This is a genomic window from Bradyrhizobium sp. 27S5 (assembly GCF_037217225.1).
Taxonomy (GTDB): Bacteria; Pseudomonadota; Alphaproteobacteria; order Rhizobiales; family Xanthobacteraceae; genus Bradyrhizobium; species Bradyrhizobium septentrionale.
This window is the reverse complement of the sequence record NZ_CP147714.1, coordinates 734,932-749,619: the sequence shown is the minus strand read 5'-3', so window position 1 is coordinate 749,619 and position 14,688 is coordinate 734,932. Positions and strand designations below refer to the sequence as shown.

Annotated in this window: 12 protein-coding genes; 5 read left to right on the top strand and 7 right to left on the bottom strand. The window is 66.0% G+C overall.

Features of this window, described 5'->3' with window-relative positions; all coding sequences use genetic code 11:
* The first annotated feature begins 190 nt into the window (after positions 1-190).
* The 3 genes from WDM24_RS03590 to WDM24_RS03580 all read left to right on the top strand — a co-directional run bounded on the left by WDM24_RS03590 (position 191) and on the right by WDM24_RS03580 (position 3,009).
* Positions 191-1,024: a hypothetical protein gene (locus WDM24_RS03590; protein ID WP_338830488.1), complete on the top strand. Its 834-nt coding sequence runs from the start codon at positions 191-193 to the stop codon at positions 1,022-1,024.
* Positions 1,025-1,297: 273 nt separating this feature from the next.
* Positions 1,298-2,230 carry a sulfite exporter TauE/SafE family protein gene (locus tag WDM24_RS03585; protein WP_338695348.1) on the top strand — a complete coding sequence of 311 codons (933 nt, stop codon included), beginning with the start codon at positions 1,298-1,300 and terminating at the stop codon, positions 2,228-2,230.
* The gene (locus tag WDM24_RS03580; protein ID WP_338830487.1) at positions 2,227-3,009 is read left to right on the top strand and encodes a TIGR02186 family protein; all 783 of its coding nucleotides are present in this window, start codon (positions 2,227-2,229) and stop codon (positions 3,007-3,009) included. Before WDM24_RS03585 ends, WDM24_RS03580 begins: the two co-directional genes overlap by 4 nt.
* Before the next feature lie 78 nt (positions 3,010-3,087).
* Here WDM24_RS03580 and WDM24_RS03575 read toward each other — a convergent pair whose 3' ends face one another.
* Positions 3,088-4,398: an aspartate aminotransferase family protein gene (locus WDM24_RS03575; RefSeq protein ID WP_338695347.1), complete on the bottom strand. Its 1,311-nt coding sequence runs from the start codon at positions 4,396-4,398 to the stop codon at positions 3,088-3,090.
* Between the two features lie 146 nt (positions 4,399-4,544).
* On the opposite strand from WDM24_RS03575, the gene WDM24_RS03570 reads away from it, so the two are divergent.
* The gene (locus WDM24_RS03570) at positions 4,545-5,027 is read left to right on the top strand and encodes an Lrp/AsnC family transcriptional regulator (RefSeq protein ID WP_338830486.1); all 483 of its coding nucleotides are present in this window, start codon (positions 4,545-4,547) and stop codon (positions 5,025-5,027) included.
* Between the two features lie 9 nt (positions 5,028-5,036).
* Here the strand turns inward: WDM24_RS03570 and WDM24_RS03565 are convergent, their stop codons facing one another.
* On the bottom strand, positions 5,037-6,371 hold the full coding sequence (locus tag WDM24_RS03565; protein WP_338830485.1) for a divalent metal cation transporter: 1,335 nt from the start codon (positions 6,369-6,371) through the stop codon (positions 5,037-5,039).
* A gap of 86 nt (positions 6,372-6,457) precedes the next feature.
* Positions 6,458-7,381, bottom strand: a complete 924-nt coding sequence (locus WDM24_RS03560) for a DMT family transporter (protein ID WP_338830484.1) — start codon at positions 7,379-7,381, stop codon at positions 6,458-6,460.
* A 95-nt stretch (positions 7,382-7,476) separates the two neighbouring features.
* On the opposite strand from WDM24_RS03560, the gene WDM24_RS03555 reads away from it, so the two are divergent.
* Positions 7,477-8,340, top strand: a complete 864-nt coding sequence (locus WDM24_RS03555) for a LysR family transcriptional regulator (protein WP_338830483.1) — start codon at positions 7,477-7,479, stop codon at positions 8,338-8,340.
* A 152-nt stretch (positions 8,341-8,492) separates the two neighbouring features.
* Here the strand turns inward: WDM24_RS03555 and pdeM are convergent, their stop codons facing one another.
* The 4 genes from pdeM to WDM24_RS03535 form a co-directional block, all read right to left on the bottom strand.
* The gene (gene pdeM, locus WDM24_RS03550; protein ID WP_338695342.1) at positions 8,493-9,164 is read right to left on the bottom strand and encodes a ligase-associated DNA damage response endonuclease PdeM; all 672 of its coding nucleotides are present in this window, start codon (positions 9,162-9,164) and stop codon (positions 8,493-8,495) included.
* A gap of 54 nt (positions 9,165-9,218) precedes the next feature.
* A complete protein-coding gene (locus WDM24_RS03545) occupies positions 9,219-11,984 on the bottom strand; it encodes a ligase-associated DNA damage response DEXH box helicase (protein WP_414645808.1) in 2,766 nt (921 codons plus the stop codon).
* 252 nt (positions 11,985-12,236) lie between these two features.
* Complete coding sequence (locus WDM24_RS03540) at positions 12,237-13,463, bottom strand: ABC transporter substrate-binding protein (protein WP_338695341.1); 1,227 nt, start codon at positions 13,461-13,463, stop codon at positions 12,237-12,239.
* 290 nt (positions 13,464-13,753) lie between these two features.
* On the bottom strand, positions 13,754-14,680 hold the full coding sequence (locus WDM24_RS03535; RefSeq protein ID WP_338695340.1) for a methyltransferase domain-containing protein: 927 nt from the start codon (positions 14,678-14,680) through the stop codon (positions 13,754-13,756).
* Positions 14,681-14,688 lie beyond the last annotated feature (8 nt).

Genomic DNA, 14,688 nt, shown 5'->3' with positions numbered 1-14,688 from the left:
CCGAAGCTCTAGATTCTTGTTTTGACGCGTTTTCTTCACGCGAACCGGTGTCCACTTCGCTCGAAAACGCTATGAATTCAAAACGGCTGCGGCGCCTTGACGGCGCCGCTCTGCTATACCTCCGCGCTTCCGCCGTGTAGAGAGGTGCGCAGTCCCGCGCCATTAACGCACGCGTTCCGGAGGAGCCGGCTTGTCTGTCGATGACCGTCAGGATGATGCAGCGGGAGCCCACCGTTCGTCGCCGACCGGTCCCCGCGTCGCGCCGCCGCGCGAGAGGCCGTCGCCGTTTGCCGCGCGTCCCGACGCGCCGCCGCAAGGCAACGCGCCGTCACCGCCTCGTGCCTTCCGGTTCTCGCTCTGGTCCATCATCATCTTTGTCCTGCTGCTGTCGAGCGTCGCCATCCAGGCCTACCGCGACCTGTCGACGCCCGGCGCCTGGGACTTCTGGCGCGAGACCTACATTGCGGCGAGCATGACGTCGGCGGTGATTCCCGATGTCGACATCGACGGATCGGGCCGCGGCCGGCGGGCGCTTGCGATCAGCGGCAAGATCGGTTCGGCCAGCGCGAGCTGGCTCCGCGACCGGCTCAGCGAGGCGCGTCTCAAACCGGGCGATGCCGTGCTGCTGTCGTCGCAGGGCGGCGCGCTGAACCAGGCCGCCATCATGGGCGAAGCGATCCGCACCCGCGGGCTCGTCACCGCCGTCGCCACATCAGACGCATCGGGCAAGCTCCGCCCCGCCGCCTGCGCCAGCGCCTGTGTGCTGGTCTATGCCGGCGGCCAGACCCGCTACGGCATCGCGGGCTCGCGGCTCGGCGTGCATCGCTTCACGACGAGCGCACCGGTCAGCGATCCCCTCGCCGAGGCGCAACGCATCCAGGGCATGGTGCTGGGCTACATGACCAAGATGGGCGTCTCGTCCGGGATCGTCGAGGCGATGTCGCAGACCTCGGATATCCGCTGGCTGAGCCCGAAGGAAGCGCTCGCGCTGAACCTGATCACCAGGCCGGTCGATCGGCCCTGAGGCAACACGGACGTCATTAATCTCAATTATCAACCACGTCCGCAGCTGAGCTGCAACGTGCGGCGAAAAATGCTCTCCGGGGCGGAATCTTGAGTCCCTCCCCCCGCCGATTTCAGTTATGCAAGAATGCGGCAATCGACCCGCGTTCGCCTGCGCCTGCGTCTTGCGCGCCGACCGGATTCGTTCAGCCGGAGAATGCCCGACCCGAACGACATCACCCCGTGATGCGGCCTTGCGCCCCAGCTCGCGGCGAACCGACAAGAAGCGACGCGCGTGCAGCTGTACCTCCCGATCGCCGACATTCCGGTCAATGTCTTCCTCATCCTGGCGATGGGTGCGGCGGTTGGATTCGTCTCCGGCATGTTCGGGATCGGCGGCGGCTTCCTGATGACACCGCTTTTGATCTTCGTCGGCATCGCGCCCGCGGTCGCGGTGGCCTCGGTCGCAAGCCATATCGCGGCCTCCTCCTTCTCCGGCGCGATCTCCTATTGGCGCAGACGCGCGATCGACCCGCTGCTGGCCGCGGTCCTGCTGGTCGGAGGCACGATCGGCACCGCGCTCGGGGTGTGGACCTTCACCTTCCTGCGCTCGCTCGGCCAGCTCGACCTGATGATCGCGCTGTCCTACGTCATCCTGCTGACGACGGTCGGCGGGCTGATGTTCTGGGAAGGCCTGCGCGCGATGCTGCGCGCCCGCCGTGGCGGTCCGGTCGCGTTGCGCAAGCCCGGCAGCCATGGCTGGATCCACGGCCTGCCGCTGAAGCTGCGCTTCAAGCGCTCCAAGATCTACCTCTCCGTCATCCCGGTGGTCGTGGTCGGGCTCGTGATCGGCTTCATCGGCGCGGTGATGGGCATCGGCGGCGGCTTCATCCTGGTGCCGCTGATGATCTATCTGCTGCGGGTGCCGACCTCGACCGTGATCGGCACCTCGATGGTGCTCACCCTCGTCACCATGGTGTTCGCCACCCTGCTGCACGCCGTGACCAATCATCTGGTCGACGCCGTGCTGGCGCTGATCCTGATGATCGGCGGCGTCACCGGCGCGCAGTTCGGCGCCCGCGCCGGCCAGAAGATCCGCGGCGAGCATCTGCGCCTGCTGCTCGGCCTGCTCGTGCTCGCGGTCGGCATCCGCTTTGCGGTCGAGCTGGTGATCCGGCCGCAGGATCTCTTCACCATCCGCGAAAGCAGTGGCGGAGGCCCGCCATGAGATCGCGCGCGCTGCTCGCCATCGCCGGTGTCGTGACTGCCATGCTGGCGGCCGTGCCCGCCCATGCCGAGCGGTTGATCGTGTCGGTCTCCAACCACCGCGTTACGGTGACGCCGAATTATTCCGGCGGCGAGCTCGTGCTGTTCGGTTCGGTCGAGAAGGACGACAAGACGCCGCCGAATCGCGGCAATTACGATCTCGTCGTCACGGTGTCCGGCCCGCGCGCCGACATGGTCACGCGGCGCAAGGAGCGCAAGTTCGGGATCTGGATCAACACCGACTCGCGGCAGTTCCTGCAAGTGCCGGGCTATCTCGCGCTGTTCTCCAACCGTCCGTTCGACCACATCGCCTCGCCTGAGGTGCAGCGGCGTCAGCAGCTCGGGCTCAACAACGTGCTCTTGATGCAGCGGGTCGGGGCCGACTATGCCGACGTGGTGCCGAACGACGCCTTCCGCAGCGCGTACGTCCGGCTGCGCTCCGAGCACGGGCTCTATCGTGAGGCGACCTCGGCGGTGACGTTCCTGACCCCGACCCTGTTCCGCACCGGCATTCCGCTGCCGGCGGAGGTGCCGATCGGCACCTACAATGTCGAGATCAAGCTGTTCGCCGACGGCGCGCTGGTGACCAAGACCGAGACCGCGTTCGAGATCGTCAAGGTCGGCTTCGAGCAGTTCGTTGCCACCACCGCACGCCAGAACGGCCTGGTCTACGGCCTCGTCACCGCATTCATGGCGCTGATGACCGGCTGGATGGCCTCGATCGTGTTCCGCAAGGATTGAAGCTGCGTAGGTTGGCGAAGCGATACCCAACATCCGGAGCCGCGGCGACATGATGGGTATCGCTGCGCTCCACCCATCCTACGGTCCCTGCCGTTGCAACGCGTCTTCGAAGGCGTCGCTCAGGATCGAGAGGCCGAGGTCGATCTCGTCGTCGCTGATCGTCAGCGGCGGTGCGATGCGGAACACGCTGCCCATGCCGGGCAACTGCACGATGTTGGTGCTCAGTCCGAGCTCCATGCAGCGCTGCGACACAAGCGTTCCGAGCGCTTCGTCAGGCTCCTTGCTGTGGCGGTCGCGCACGATCTCGATGCCCTGCATCAGCCCTCGCCCGCGCACGTCACCGATGCATTCGAACCGGTTCTGCAGGGCGAGGAGCCCTTCCCTCAGCCGCACACCCGCGGTCCTGGCGCGCTCGACCAGTCTGTCGCGCAGGATGATCTCGATGACCTTCAGCCCGACCGCGGCCGGCATCGGGTCCGACACATGCGTGGTGTAGAACAGGAAGCCGCGCTCGTGACACCGCTCCTCGATTTCGGCTGACGTGATGACCGCGGCCAAAGGCAGGCCGGCGCCGAGCGTCTTCGACAGCGTCAGGATATCAGGCACGGCGCGGTCGCGCTCGAAAGCGAACATGGCGCCGGTTCGGCCGAGGCCCGTCTGTGCCTCGTCGACGATCAGCAGCATGCCTCGCGCGCTGCACTGCTGCTTCAGCTCGGCAAGGTAGCCCTCCGGCAGATCGATCAACCCGCCGGAGCTCAGGATCGGCTCGGCGATCATGCACGCGAGCGATCCGGTCGACTGGCGGTCGACGAGATCGAAGGCGTAGGCCAGTTCGGCCCGCCAATCGTCGGCATTGCCGAAGCGCGGGCGATAGGGATTCGGCGTCGGGATCGCGAGCGAACCGACCGGCGCGGGACCATACCCCTTGCGGCCGGCCGAATAGGTTGTGCCGGCCGCACCCGACGTCATTCCGTGCCAGGACTGCGCGAACGCAACGGTCTCGAAGCCGCCGGTGAAGAGCTTGGCCATCTTGATGGCGGCCTCGTTTGACTCAGCCCCCGTGCTCAGCAGCATGACGCGATCAAGCCCCGGCGGCAGCAGCTCCGCGAGCTGTTCGGCCAGCGCCACCACCGGGCGCGTCAGCATGCCGCTGAACAGATGATCGAGCCGTTCGGCATGCTCGCTGATGGTCCTGATAATCTCGGGGTGACCGTGACCAAGCACGGCGCTCATCTGGCCGGACGTGAAGTCGAGGATGGCGCGGCCGTCGGCGTCATAGACGAAGGATCCGGAGGCGCGCTCGATGATCACAGGAGCGAACGTCCCGCCATAACGGATGAGGTGACGCCGCGCGCGATCCCAGAAGGATTTGTCGTCATTTCCGGCCATGCCCCGTTCCCTTTGGTGAATCGCTGCGATTTCAGGTTCTCGCAGGGCATCCTATGCGGACACCGTCGCAATGGCATTGCGTTTTGGGATGCATTTGGCTGCCTGTTCTGCAATTAATTGCGTGCGATGAGCTAAATGCGAAAGAAATGGGAACCACGATCGTGCTTGACGAGATCGACCGGAAAATCCTCGACGTGCTGCAGGTCGAGGGGCGCATCACCAATCTCGAGCTCGCCGAACAGATCGGCCTCTCGTCCGCCCCCTGCATGAGACGGGTCCGGACGCTCGAAGAGGCCGGCGTCATCCGCTCCTATGTGGCGCTGGTGGACGCTGCCAGGATCGGGCTCGGATTCGACGTGATCGTCGAGATCCGCCTCAAGCAGCAGACCAGGGAATCCTTCGCGCGCTTCGAGAAGAAGGTGACCGGCCTTCCGGAGGTCGTCGAATGCTGCATGATTGCCGGCGATTGGGATTACTCGCTCCGAGTCGTGTCTTCCGACCTCGCACGCTATCAATCGTTCATCCTCGACCGCCTGATGCATCGGGACACCGATATCGCGAGCTACCGCACCACCATCATCCTGCGGAAGGTCAAATCGACGACCAAGATCGATGCCTCGCTGTTCTGACCGCAGGGATCAGAGAAGCACCCCGACCCCCATCGCGATCACGCTGAGCGCCATCGCGCCGGTCGAGAGCCAGCCGAGCCAGTAGAGCCATCCGCCGATCACGAAGCGGCCCATCACCGCCTTGTGGCGGGCCATGAACATCAGCAGCACCATCACGGGCACCGCGAGCACGCCGTTGACGACCGCGCTCCAGTACAGCGCCGAGATCGGATCGATCGGGGTGAAGTTGAGCGCAACCCCGATCGCGCCCGAAAATGCCAGGACCGAATAGAACGCAGCTGCCTCGCTCGGCTTGCGTGCCAGCCCGACCGGCCATCGCCATCCTTCGCCGACCGCGTACGCCGTCGCACCCGCCAGCACCGGGATTGCCAGAAGGCCGGTGCCGACGATGCCGAGTGCGAAGATGACCTCGGCAAATGGCCCGGCGATCGGGCGCAACGCCTCGGCTGCCTGCGCCGAGGTCTGGATGTCGGTCTTGCCGGCGGCATGCAGCGACGCCGCAGCGGTGACGATGATCGACAGTGCGATCAAATTGGAGAACGCCATGCCGGTGATGGTATCGGCGCGGATGCGGGAAAACTCCTTCCGGGCGCCGTAGTGCTTCTCGATCAATGGATGCTTAGTGACGTCGACCCGCTGGTCCTCTGCCTCCTGCGCGGCCTGCCAGAAGAACAGATAAGGCGAGATCGTCGTGCCGAAGATCGCGACAATGGTCGTGAAATAGTCCGCGCTCCAGGTGATGCGCGGCACCAGCACGCCGGCCAAGGCCTCTGTCCACGACACCTTGGCAAACGCGAGCGCCGCAACATAGGCGAACAGCGAGAGCGTGAGCCATTTCAAGACGGCGACGTAGCGCCGGTAGTTCATGAAGATCTGCGCGGCCACCGAGGTCACGCCGAACAGCACGACATAGAGGATGGCCGGGCCGCCGATCAGGAGCTTTGTCGCATCCGCCATGGCCGAGAGGTCGGCCGCGATGTTGACAGTGTTGGCGATGAACAGCAGCGTCACCACGATGATCAGCAGCCAGGGTGGATAATGCCGGCAGACATTGCCCGAGATGCCGTGCCCGGTGACGCGGCCGACCCGCGCGGAAATCTCCTGGATCGCGGTCATCAACGGAAAGGTCAGCAGCATGGTCCAGCCGATGCCGTAGCCGAGTTGCGCGCCAGCCTGGCTGTAAGTGCCGATCCCCGACGGGTCGTCGTCGGAGGCCCCGGTGATCAGGCCGGGGCCGAGCGACTTCACGACATTGCGGACGCTGAACGGCTGGCGCGGAGCTTTCCCTGCCGGCGCGCTGCCCGACTTGTCGTGATGTTTTCGCGAGGTGATCTCTTGTGTCATGCGGTTCCGGCCGTCGCGACAACGAACCGGATACCGCAGGGTTCCTCCGATGAAACTGGGGCGCTATGGCCGTAGCGTGGCGATGCTCACGTCACACTCCTCTTGGGCGATGCGGCGGGGCGGGTCACCAGGTAGATGCCGAGCGCAACCGGAACGATGCCTAGCAGGTCGCGAAATTCGACATGCTCACCGAGCACGAGGTAGGCGAACAGCATGCCGAGCGGCGGCATCAGGAAGTGATAGGCGCTGGCGGCGGTCGCGCCACACACCTTCAGGAGATGAAACCACAGCAGATAGGCGAGGATCGAGCCGCCGAGCACGAGGAAGGCGAAGGCGCCGGCGAGCCGCATGCTCGGCACGATGTCACTGATGCTGGAGAGCGTGAAGGCGAATGGCATCACCGCAAGCCCGCCGGCGATGTTCTGAATGCCGTTGCCGATCCACAGGCTGCCCTTCGGCGCCAGCAGCTTGAACAACATGGTGCCGGCGACAATCGAGGCGAGCGAGGCCAGCGTGAACAGGATGCCGTGCGGGCTGTCGGTGCCGACCTTCAAGCGATGCCAGACGATGAAGGCGACACCGACGATGCCGAGCACGAGGCCCACGACCTTGCGCAAGGTCATGCTCTCGCCGAGGAACATCGCGGCCAGCATCGCGGTGAATACCGGATTGGCCGACACGATCAGTGCGCCGAGCCCGGCGGAGACCGTCTGCAGGCCGGTATAGCCGAGCCCGAGATAGAGCGCGTTGTTGGCGACGCCGATCACGGCAAACACCGCCGCGTCGCGCCAGGTGAGGTCCCATCTGTCGCTGCGTAGCCAGGAGACGGCAAGGATCAGGACGCCGGCGAGCGAAAACCGTGCGGCGAGCAGGATCAGCGGCGGGCAATCGGTGACGCCGATCTTGCCGGCAACGAAGGCGTAGCTCCAGAGCAGGCAAAACAGCGCGATCAGCAGCGGAAGGGTATTGAAGCGGGTACGGGGGGCGGCCATCGAGGTTGCGGCGGACATGGGCATTCTCCTTCGCCATGATCTAGGCCCGCGCCTTGATATTTGGAAATTAAATGATAGACTGACATCTAGTGGATTTATTAATGGAGGCTGCGATGCTCGACCTGGAGCTGCTGCGCAGTTTCGTTTCGGTGGTCGATGCCGGCGGCTTCACCCGCGCCGGCGAGCGCGTCCACCGCACCCAATCGACTGTCAGTCAGCAGATCAAGCGGCTGGAGGAGGACGTCGGCCAGCCCTTGCTGATTCGCAGCGGCAAGGATGTCACCCCGACGGAAGCCGGCGAGCGGCTGTTGAGCTATGCGCGGCGGCTCCTGTCGCTCGCCGAAGAGGCGCGTGACGTGGTGTCGCGTCCCGGCAGCGAAGGCGCGATCCGGATCGGCATCACCGAGGATTTTGCCGCCTATCGGCTGACAAAATTGCTCGCGACCTTCTCGCGCAGCCATCCGAATTTGCGGCTCGACGTGCGCTCCGGCCAGAGCCTGTTCCTGTACCGCGATCTGGAGCGCGGCGATCTCGATCTCGCGCTGATCAAGCGCGCCGCCGATGAGAAGGGCGGCATCGCGGTGTGGCCGGAACGCGTGCACTGGGTCACCAGCAAGAGCCATCCGCGCGACATCACGGCGGGCTCGGTGCCGCTGATCGGCTTCGCCTCCGGCTGTCTCTATCGCGCCCGCGCCATCCACGCGCTGGAGAGCGCCGGCCGCAACTGGCACATGGCCTACACCTCCTCGAGCCTCGCCGGCATCCAGGCCGCGGTCGCCGCCGGCCTTGGGCTCAGCATCCTCTCGGAGATGTCGATCCAGGCCGAGCATCGCGTGCTGACCGCGAAGGAAGGCTTTGCGCCGATCGAGCGGACCGAGGTCGCGCTTGTCGCAGCCCCCGACGCCAGCCCCGCGACGCTGCGGCTGGCGGACAGGCTCGCGGAGTATTGCGAGAGCGTGCAGGCGAAGGCGGCTTGAGTTGCGGCAACGCTTTTCACCCCGTCATCCTGAGGTGCTCGCGCAGCGAGCCTCGAAGGATGCACGGCCCAGCTGGTGGCCGTCGATCCTTCGAGTCTCGCCGAAGAGGCTCGCACCTCAGGATGACGGGGATGGTTTGGCGCGTTGAGTGGTCAATAACACCGTGACGCCGCGAACGCATGCACGCGGTTGTCGCCGAGCACGTGGGCCATGAAGCCGGGCGATCCGAAAATCCGTGCGAACGCAGCGTCGCGGATACTCAGGCCTCCGGTGTAGGCACCGAAGGCCGGCATCACGGCGCGCTCGCCATCGGAGGCGAAACAACGCCGCTCGATCGAGCGGCCGCGGGTCGGCACGCGCGCCTTGGGATGCAGATGGCCGGCGATCTCGCCGCTCGCGCCCGTCGGCTCATGGCGGAACACGATCGGGCCGATCGCGACTTCGGTCGCGACCACGCCGCCGAGATTGGACGGCAGCGCCGGATCGTGGTTGCCCGAGATCCAGATCCAGTTGCGCCGCACCTGCAGCGCCGCGAGCGCCTCACGATCCGGGTCCGACAGGCGTGCATGCGCATCGCGATCGTGAAAGCTGTCACCGAGCGCGATCACCTGCCGCGGATCGTGCCGCGCGATCACCGCGGCAAGCCGGCTCAGCGTCGCGACCGTGTCGTAGGGCGGCAGCAGCACGCCGCGGGCAGCGAAGCTCGAGCCTTTTTCCAGATGCAGGTCGGACACCACGAGCAGGCTTTGCTGTTCCCAGAACAGCGCGCCGGAGAAATCCGCCACGAAGCCGATATCCGCCACCGTGACCCTCGAAACGCGCATCTCGTCACCGTCTGTCAAAACCTGCGCGCTTGCCGTCACATCCGGTCCCCAGCGTTATGTCGTCGCCTCCCGCACGAGTTCCTCGGCCGCCTCGGCCAGAAGCTCGTCGGATGCTTCGCCATAAACTGACTCGCGGCCAATTTCCAGCAGTGCGGGGACGGCAAGCGGGGAAACGCGATCGAGCGCCTTATGGGTGATTCGGCCGTGGATGCGCGAAAGCATGTCGCTGAGGCGGCGGAGATCGAGCAACCCTGTGGCGGCATCGCCGCGCGCGGCGCGCAGCAGCACATGGTCGGCCTGGTGCTTGCGCAGCACGTCGTAGATCAGGTCGGTCGAGAACAGCACCTGGCGGCGCGACTTCTCCTCGTCGGTGAAGCGGCGCGCGATCAGCCCGGAGATGATGGCGCAATTGCGGAACGTGCGCTTCATCAGCGCGGATTCCGCGAGCCACGCCTCGAGATCGTCGCCGAGCATATCGGGACCGAACAGCGCGTTGAGATCGAGCTTACCCTGCCGGATCATGAAGGAGAGATCGCCGACGCCCCAGACCGCGAGCGCATATTCATTGGCGACGAAGCCGAGCGGACGGGCGCGGGCGCGCTCCAGCCGGCGCGTCAGCAGCATGCCGAGCGTCTGGTGCGCGAGCCGGCCCTCGAACGGATAGCAGACCAGATAATGGCTGCCGCCGCGCGGAAAGGTTTCCACGAGCAACTCGCGCGCCGCCGGGACGCGGGAGAACTTTCGCTGCAGCGACAGCCAGTCGTGCACCTGATCCGGCAGCGCGTTCCAGGCGCGGCTGTTGTCGAGCAATTTGCGGACGCGCTCGGCGAGATAGGTCGAGAGCGGGAACTTGCCGCCCATATAGGACGGCACTTTTGCATCCTTGTCATTGGCGCGGGAGACATAGACCTGGTCCTCGACCAGCGCCTCGTAGCGCACCACCTCACCGCCGAACACGAACGTGTCGCCGGACACGAGGCCTTCGATGAAGACTTCCTCGATCTCGCCGAGCATGCGGCCGCCGCGGGCGATCGCACCGGTCGAACCGCTACCGCCGGCGCGCGACCGCACCAGCCGGACCTTCAGCATGGTCTCCTCGACGATGGTGCCGACATTGAGCCGGTAGCTCTGCCGCACCTTGGGATTGGTGACGCGCCAGCGACCCTGCTTGTCCTGCTTGATCCGCGCGAAACGCTCATAGGTCTTCAGCGCGTAGCCGCCGGTGGCGACGAAGTCGACCACGTCGTCGAAGTCCGTCCGCGCCAGCGACGCATAGGGCGCCGCGGTCCTGACCTCATCGTAGAGTTCGTCGGACAGAAACGGCTTGCCGCAGGCGCAGCCGAGCACGTGCTGGGCGAGCACGTCGAGCGCGCCGGAGCGCAGCGGCGGCGTGTCCTGCGCATTCTCGGCGATGGCATCGATCGCGACACGGCATTCCAGCACCTCGAACCGGTTGGCCGGCACCAGCACGGCGCGCGAGGCCTCGTCGAAGCGGTGGTTGGCGCGGCCGATCCGCTGCATCAGCCGCGACGAGCCTTTGGGTGCGCCGATATTGATGACGAGGTCGACATCGCCCCAGTCGACGCCGAGGTCGAGCGATGAGGTGCAGACCACGCCGCGCAACCGGCCGGCGGCCATCGCATCCTCGACCTTGCGGCGCTGTGCGACGTCGAGCGAGCCGTGATGCAGCGCGATCGCGAGCCCATCGTCGTTCATGCGCCAGAGATCCTGGAACAGCATCTCGGCCTGGCTGCGGGTGTTGACGAACACCAGCGTGGTCTTGTTGCGCTTGATCAGCTCATAGACCTCGGGCAGCGCATGGCGCGCGCTGTGGCCGGACCATGGCAGCCGCTCGCGCGTGTCGAGCATCTCGACCACCGGCGGCGCGGCGCCGCCGGCGATAACGACGTCGGCGGACACGCTCTCGCCGCGGGGCTGCGGCACCAGGAAGCGCGCCAGCTGCTCCGGTTCGGCCACCGTGGCCGAGAGGCCGATCGCGCGCGCCTGCGGCGCGATGGTCCAGAGCCGCGCCAACCCCAGCGACAGCAGATCGCCGCGCTTGGAGGTGACCAGCGCATGCAGCTCGTCGAGCACGATGCGCTTCAGCGAAAAGAACAGGAACGGCGCGTCGTCGGAGGCGAGCAGCAGCGCGAGTTGCTCGGGCGTGGTGAGCAGAATGTCCGGCGGATAGCGCCGCTGCCGCTGCCGTCGCGACACCGGCGTGTCGCCGGTGCGGGTCTCGATCCTGATCGGCAGCCCCATCTCGGCAACCGGCGTCTCCAGATTGCGCGCGATGTCGACCGCGAGCGCTTTCAACGGCGAGATGTAGAGCGTGTGCAAGCCGGCGGAGCGGCGAACGCCGCGGCCGGTGGAGATGAGGCTGGGGCGCGATCTCGCCGATGCGGTTCCTTCTCCGCTTACAAGGTCGTCAGGCTCCCTCCCCCTGAAAGGGGGAGGGTTGGGGTGGGGGTCAGCCGCTCGTTCGGTGCCTGCGGCTGACCCCCACCCGTCGCGCTCGGCAGCGCTCCCGCGCGCCGGAGCGCGCCGACCTCCCCCTTTCAGGGGGAGGTGACCAAAATCACGGCCGCTAGGCGCTTCCCCGCTCAACTCCACCAGCGTCGGCAGGAACCCGGCCAGGGTCTTGCCCGCGCCCGTAGGCGCGATCAGCAGCGCGGAGCGCGCCTCGCGCGCTTTCGCCAGCAGCGCGAGCTGATGCTCGCGCGGCGACCAGCCGCGTGAGGCAAACCAGTCGCGAAACCGGCGCGGCAAGAGATCGGCCGTTTCCGACGGCGTGACGGAAAAGAGATCGAGCGTCGACACGCCCAAGAGGTAGGTGGTTCAGGCGGTTTCGTCGAGGGCGGAGCGGGGATGGCAGCAACTGGCAAGGGGCGAGCTGTGTCCGCTCCCTCTCCCCGTTCTTACGGGGAGAGGGTTGGGGTGAGGGGCTGCTTCCGCGAGTGCCGAGCGCGGTGAGACCTGTACCCCCTCACCCGGATCGCATCTTCGATGCGATCCGACCTCTCCCCGCAAGCGGGGCGAGGTTGAGGAACAGCGAGAGAGCGCGCCCGCCCCCTACTCCACCACGGGCTTGTCGGAGATGTCCCAGTCCTTGCCGTTGAAGATCGAGATATAGAGCGTCTTCATCGGCGTGTAGTCGTCAGGCGTGTAGCTGTAATTGACGCCGTCAAGGAAGAAGGGCGAGTGGAAGCCGGCGAGCGTGGTGGCGTGCTTCAGCACGTTGGCGCGGGTGAGCTCGTCGCCGCAGCGGCGAAGGATCTCCGCCATCGTAGCCACCTGGCCGTAACCGGCGAAGGCGATGGTGTTGTCGGGATCGATGTTGGGCAGATATTTCTTGCGCAGATCCTCGAACGCCATCGAGTCGGGGTCCTTCTCCCAGCGGCCCGGTCCTGCTTCCTTGGCGTAACGGATTGCGACGATGTCCTTGGCGTTCTCGAAACCGGCCGCGCTCAGGATCGAGCGGCCGGTCGAGCCGGCCGACAGCAGCTGCAGCGGCTTCCAGCCGAGCTCCGCCACCTTGCGGATCGATTGCGACGTCGCCTTGCCGGTGGTGATGTTGTAGAACACGTCGGCGCCCGACTTCGAGAGATTGATCAGCTGGGAATCGACCGTCGGATCGGTGAGATCGTAGGTCTGCTCCATGATCACCTGCGCGGTGCCGCCGGCATCGGCCAGCACCTTCTTGAACGGACCGAGGAAGTCGCGGCCGAAATCGTCGTTCTGGTAGAGGATGCCGATCTTGGCGTTCGGCTTCACGCTGACGACGTGTTTTGCAAGGATGCGCGCTTCGGTCGGATAGAGCGGCAGGCCCGCCATGGTCCATTTGAAATTCTTCGGGTCGTTCCACTTCGAGGCGCCGGTATTGAGCAACAGCTGCGGCACGCCCTTGGAATTGAGGTATTTGTGCACGGAGGTCTGCGGCGCGGTGCCGAGCGAACCGTACAGCGCCAGCACCTCCTCCTGCTCGACCAGGCGGCGCGTCGCCTCGACGCATTTCGGCGCGCTGTAGGCGTCGTCCATGGTGAGGAATTTCACCTTGCGGCCGTTGATGCCGCCCTTGTCGTTCAGCATCTGGAAATAGGCTTCGCCGACGCGGCCGAGCACGCCATAGAGCGAGCCGGGGCCGGAATGCGGCACGGTCTGACCGAGCTTGATCTCGGTGTCGCTCGCACCCGGATCGTATTTCTTGTCCGCGGCACGGACGAACGGCGCGGGCAGCACGGACGCTGCGATGACAGACAATGCAGTGGCACCAAACTCGCGCCGAGTATGTTTTTTCATTGCTTCTCTCCCTGAGGCGAAAAGCTCTCGCATTCCGCCCTGCGCCGGGCAAGCGCGAAGTCACCGCTTTGCGGCGCAATGCCGCGTCACGGCAAATGCGTAGCGTGTAGACTCAAGTTTGAGCACACAACGCGGACGACTCTTCCCTTCTCCCCTTGTGGGAGAAGGTGGCGCGGACAGCGTCCGCGCCGGATGAGGGGTCTGCATCCGCGGATAGAGACCCCTCACCCGGCTTCGATGCTACCGCATCGAAGCCACCCTCTCCCACAAGGGGAGAGGGTAAGAAAGCGTCACGGCTTGACGGCGACGGCGACGAGTCCGGGCGCCGGGATGTTGTCTTCATTGCGCGCCGAGAGATCGTCGAGCAGAGCCAGCGTCAGCCCCGCAGCGGCGACGGAGGCGCGCACGTAGGGCGTGCTGTGGGCGTAGCGCAGCCCCTCGCCGATGACGACGCCCTCGCCGTCATGGGTCTCCGTCGTGAAGGCAAGCACGCCGCCTGACACCAGGACGCGTGCGGCCTCGGCCAGCAGCGGCGCGAGATCGGCGACATAGACCATCGCATCTGCGGCCAGGATCAATTCGGCGCTGGCGTCCGGCTTGCCGGAAATGCCGTTGAGCATGTCGTCGACCTCGAGCTCGGCATAGAGACCCGTGGCGCGCGCCTTGTCGATCATGCGCGGCGACAGGTCGATGCCGATGAAGCGGTCGACATGCTCCGCGAATGCGCCTGCGGCCAGGCCCGTGCCGCAGCCGAGATCGATCGCGCGCTTGAAGAAGGCCGGCTTCTTCGCGCTCGCGCGCACCGACAGCACGGCCTTGAACAGCAGCGCCGGCCCGCGATAGCCGAGATCGCCGACCAGAGCGGCCTCGAAGCGCGGCGCATATTGATCGAACAATGTCTGCACGTAGCCCGGCGGCATCGCGCTGACAGCCTCGACGCCGAGCTGCATCAGATGCAGGCCGGCGCCATGGCGGTCTTCGGGATCGGCGTCGCGCGCGGCGCGGAAGGCTGCGATCGCAGCCTCGCGCTGGCCGAGCTCCAGGCGGATCTTGCCGAGCGTGTACCAGGCGGAGGGGAAATTCGGCACCAGCTCGATCGCTTGTTCGAGCAGATCGGCGGCAGCCGGCAGATCGCCCTTCAATTGCAGGTCGCGCGCGAACTCGTAGCGGCGGTCGGCGACGAGGTCGCCGGAGGACAGAAACAGGCGGGGGGCCATTCTCTTCT

Excerpts from the sequence above, each read along its gene's own strand:
- WDM24_RS03580 (WP_338830487.1), top strand. The coding sequence starts at position 2,227 with ATGAGATCGCGCGCGCTGCTCGCCATCGCCGGTGTCGTGACTGCCATG.
- WDM24_RS03540 (WP_338695341.1), bottom strand. The coding sequence starts at position 13,463 with ATGAAAAAACATACTCGGCGCGAGTTTGGTGCCACTGCATTGTCTGTC.
- WDM24_RS03575 (WP_338695347.1), bottom strand. The coding sequence starts at position 4,398 with ATGGCCGGAAATGACGACAAATCCTTCTGGGATCGCGCGCGGCGTCAC.
- pdeM (WP_338695342.1), bottom strand. The coding sequence starts at position 9,164 with ATGCGCGTTTCGAGGGTCACGGTGGCGGATATCGGCTTCGTGGCGGAT.
- WDM24_RS03565 (WP_338830485.1), bottom strand. The coding sequence starts at position 6,371 with ATGACACAAGAGATCACCTCGCGAAAACATCACGACAAGTCGGGCAGC.
- WDM24_RS03535 (WP_338695340.1), bottom strand. The coding sequence starts at position 14,680 with ATGGCCCCCCGCCTGTTTCTGTCCTCCGGCGACCTCGTCGCCGACCGC.
- WDM24_RS03555 (WP_338830483.1), top strand. The coding sequence starts at position 7,477 with ATGCTCGACCTGGAGCTGCTGCGCAGTTTCGTTTCGGTGGTCGATGCC.
- WDM24_RS03560 (WP_338830484.1), bottom strand. The coding sequence starts at position 7,381 with ATGTCCGCCGCAACCTCGATGGCCGCCCCCCGTACCCGCTTCAATACC.
- WDM24_RS03570 (WP_338830486.1), top strand. The coding sequence starts at position 4,545 with ATGGGAACCACGATCGTGCTTGACGAGATCGACCGGAAAATCCTCGAC.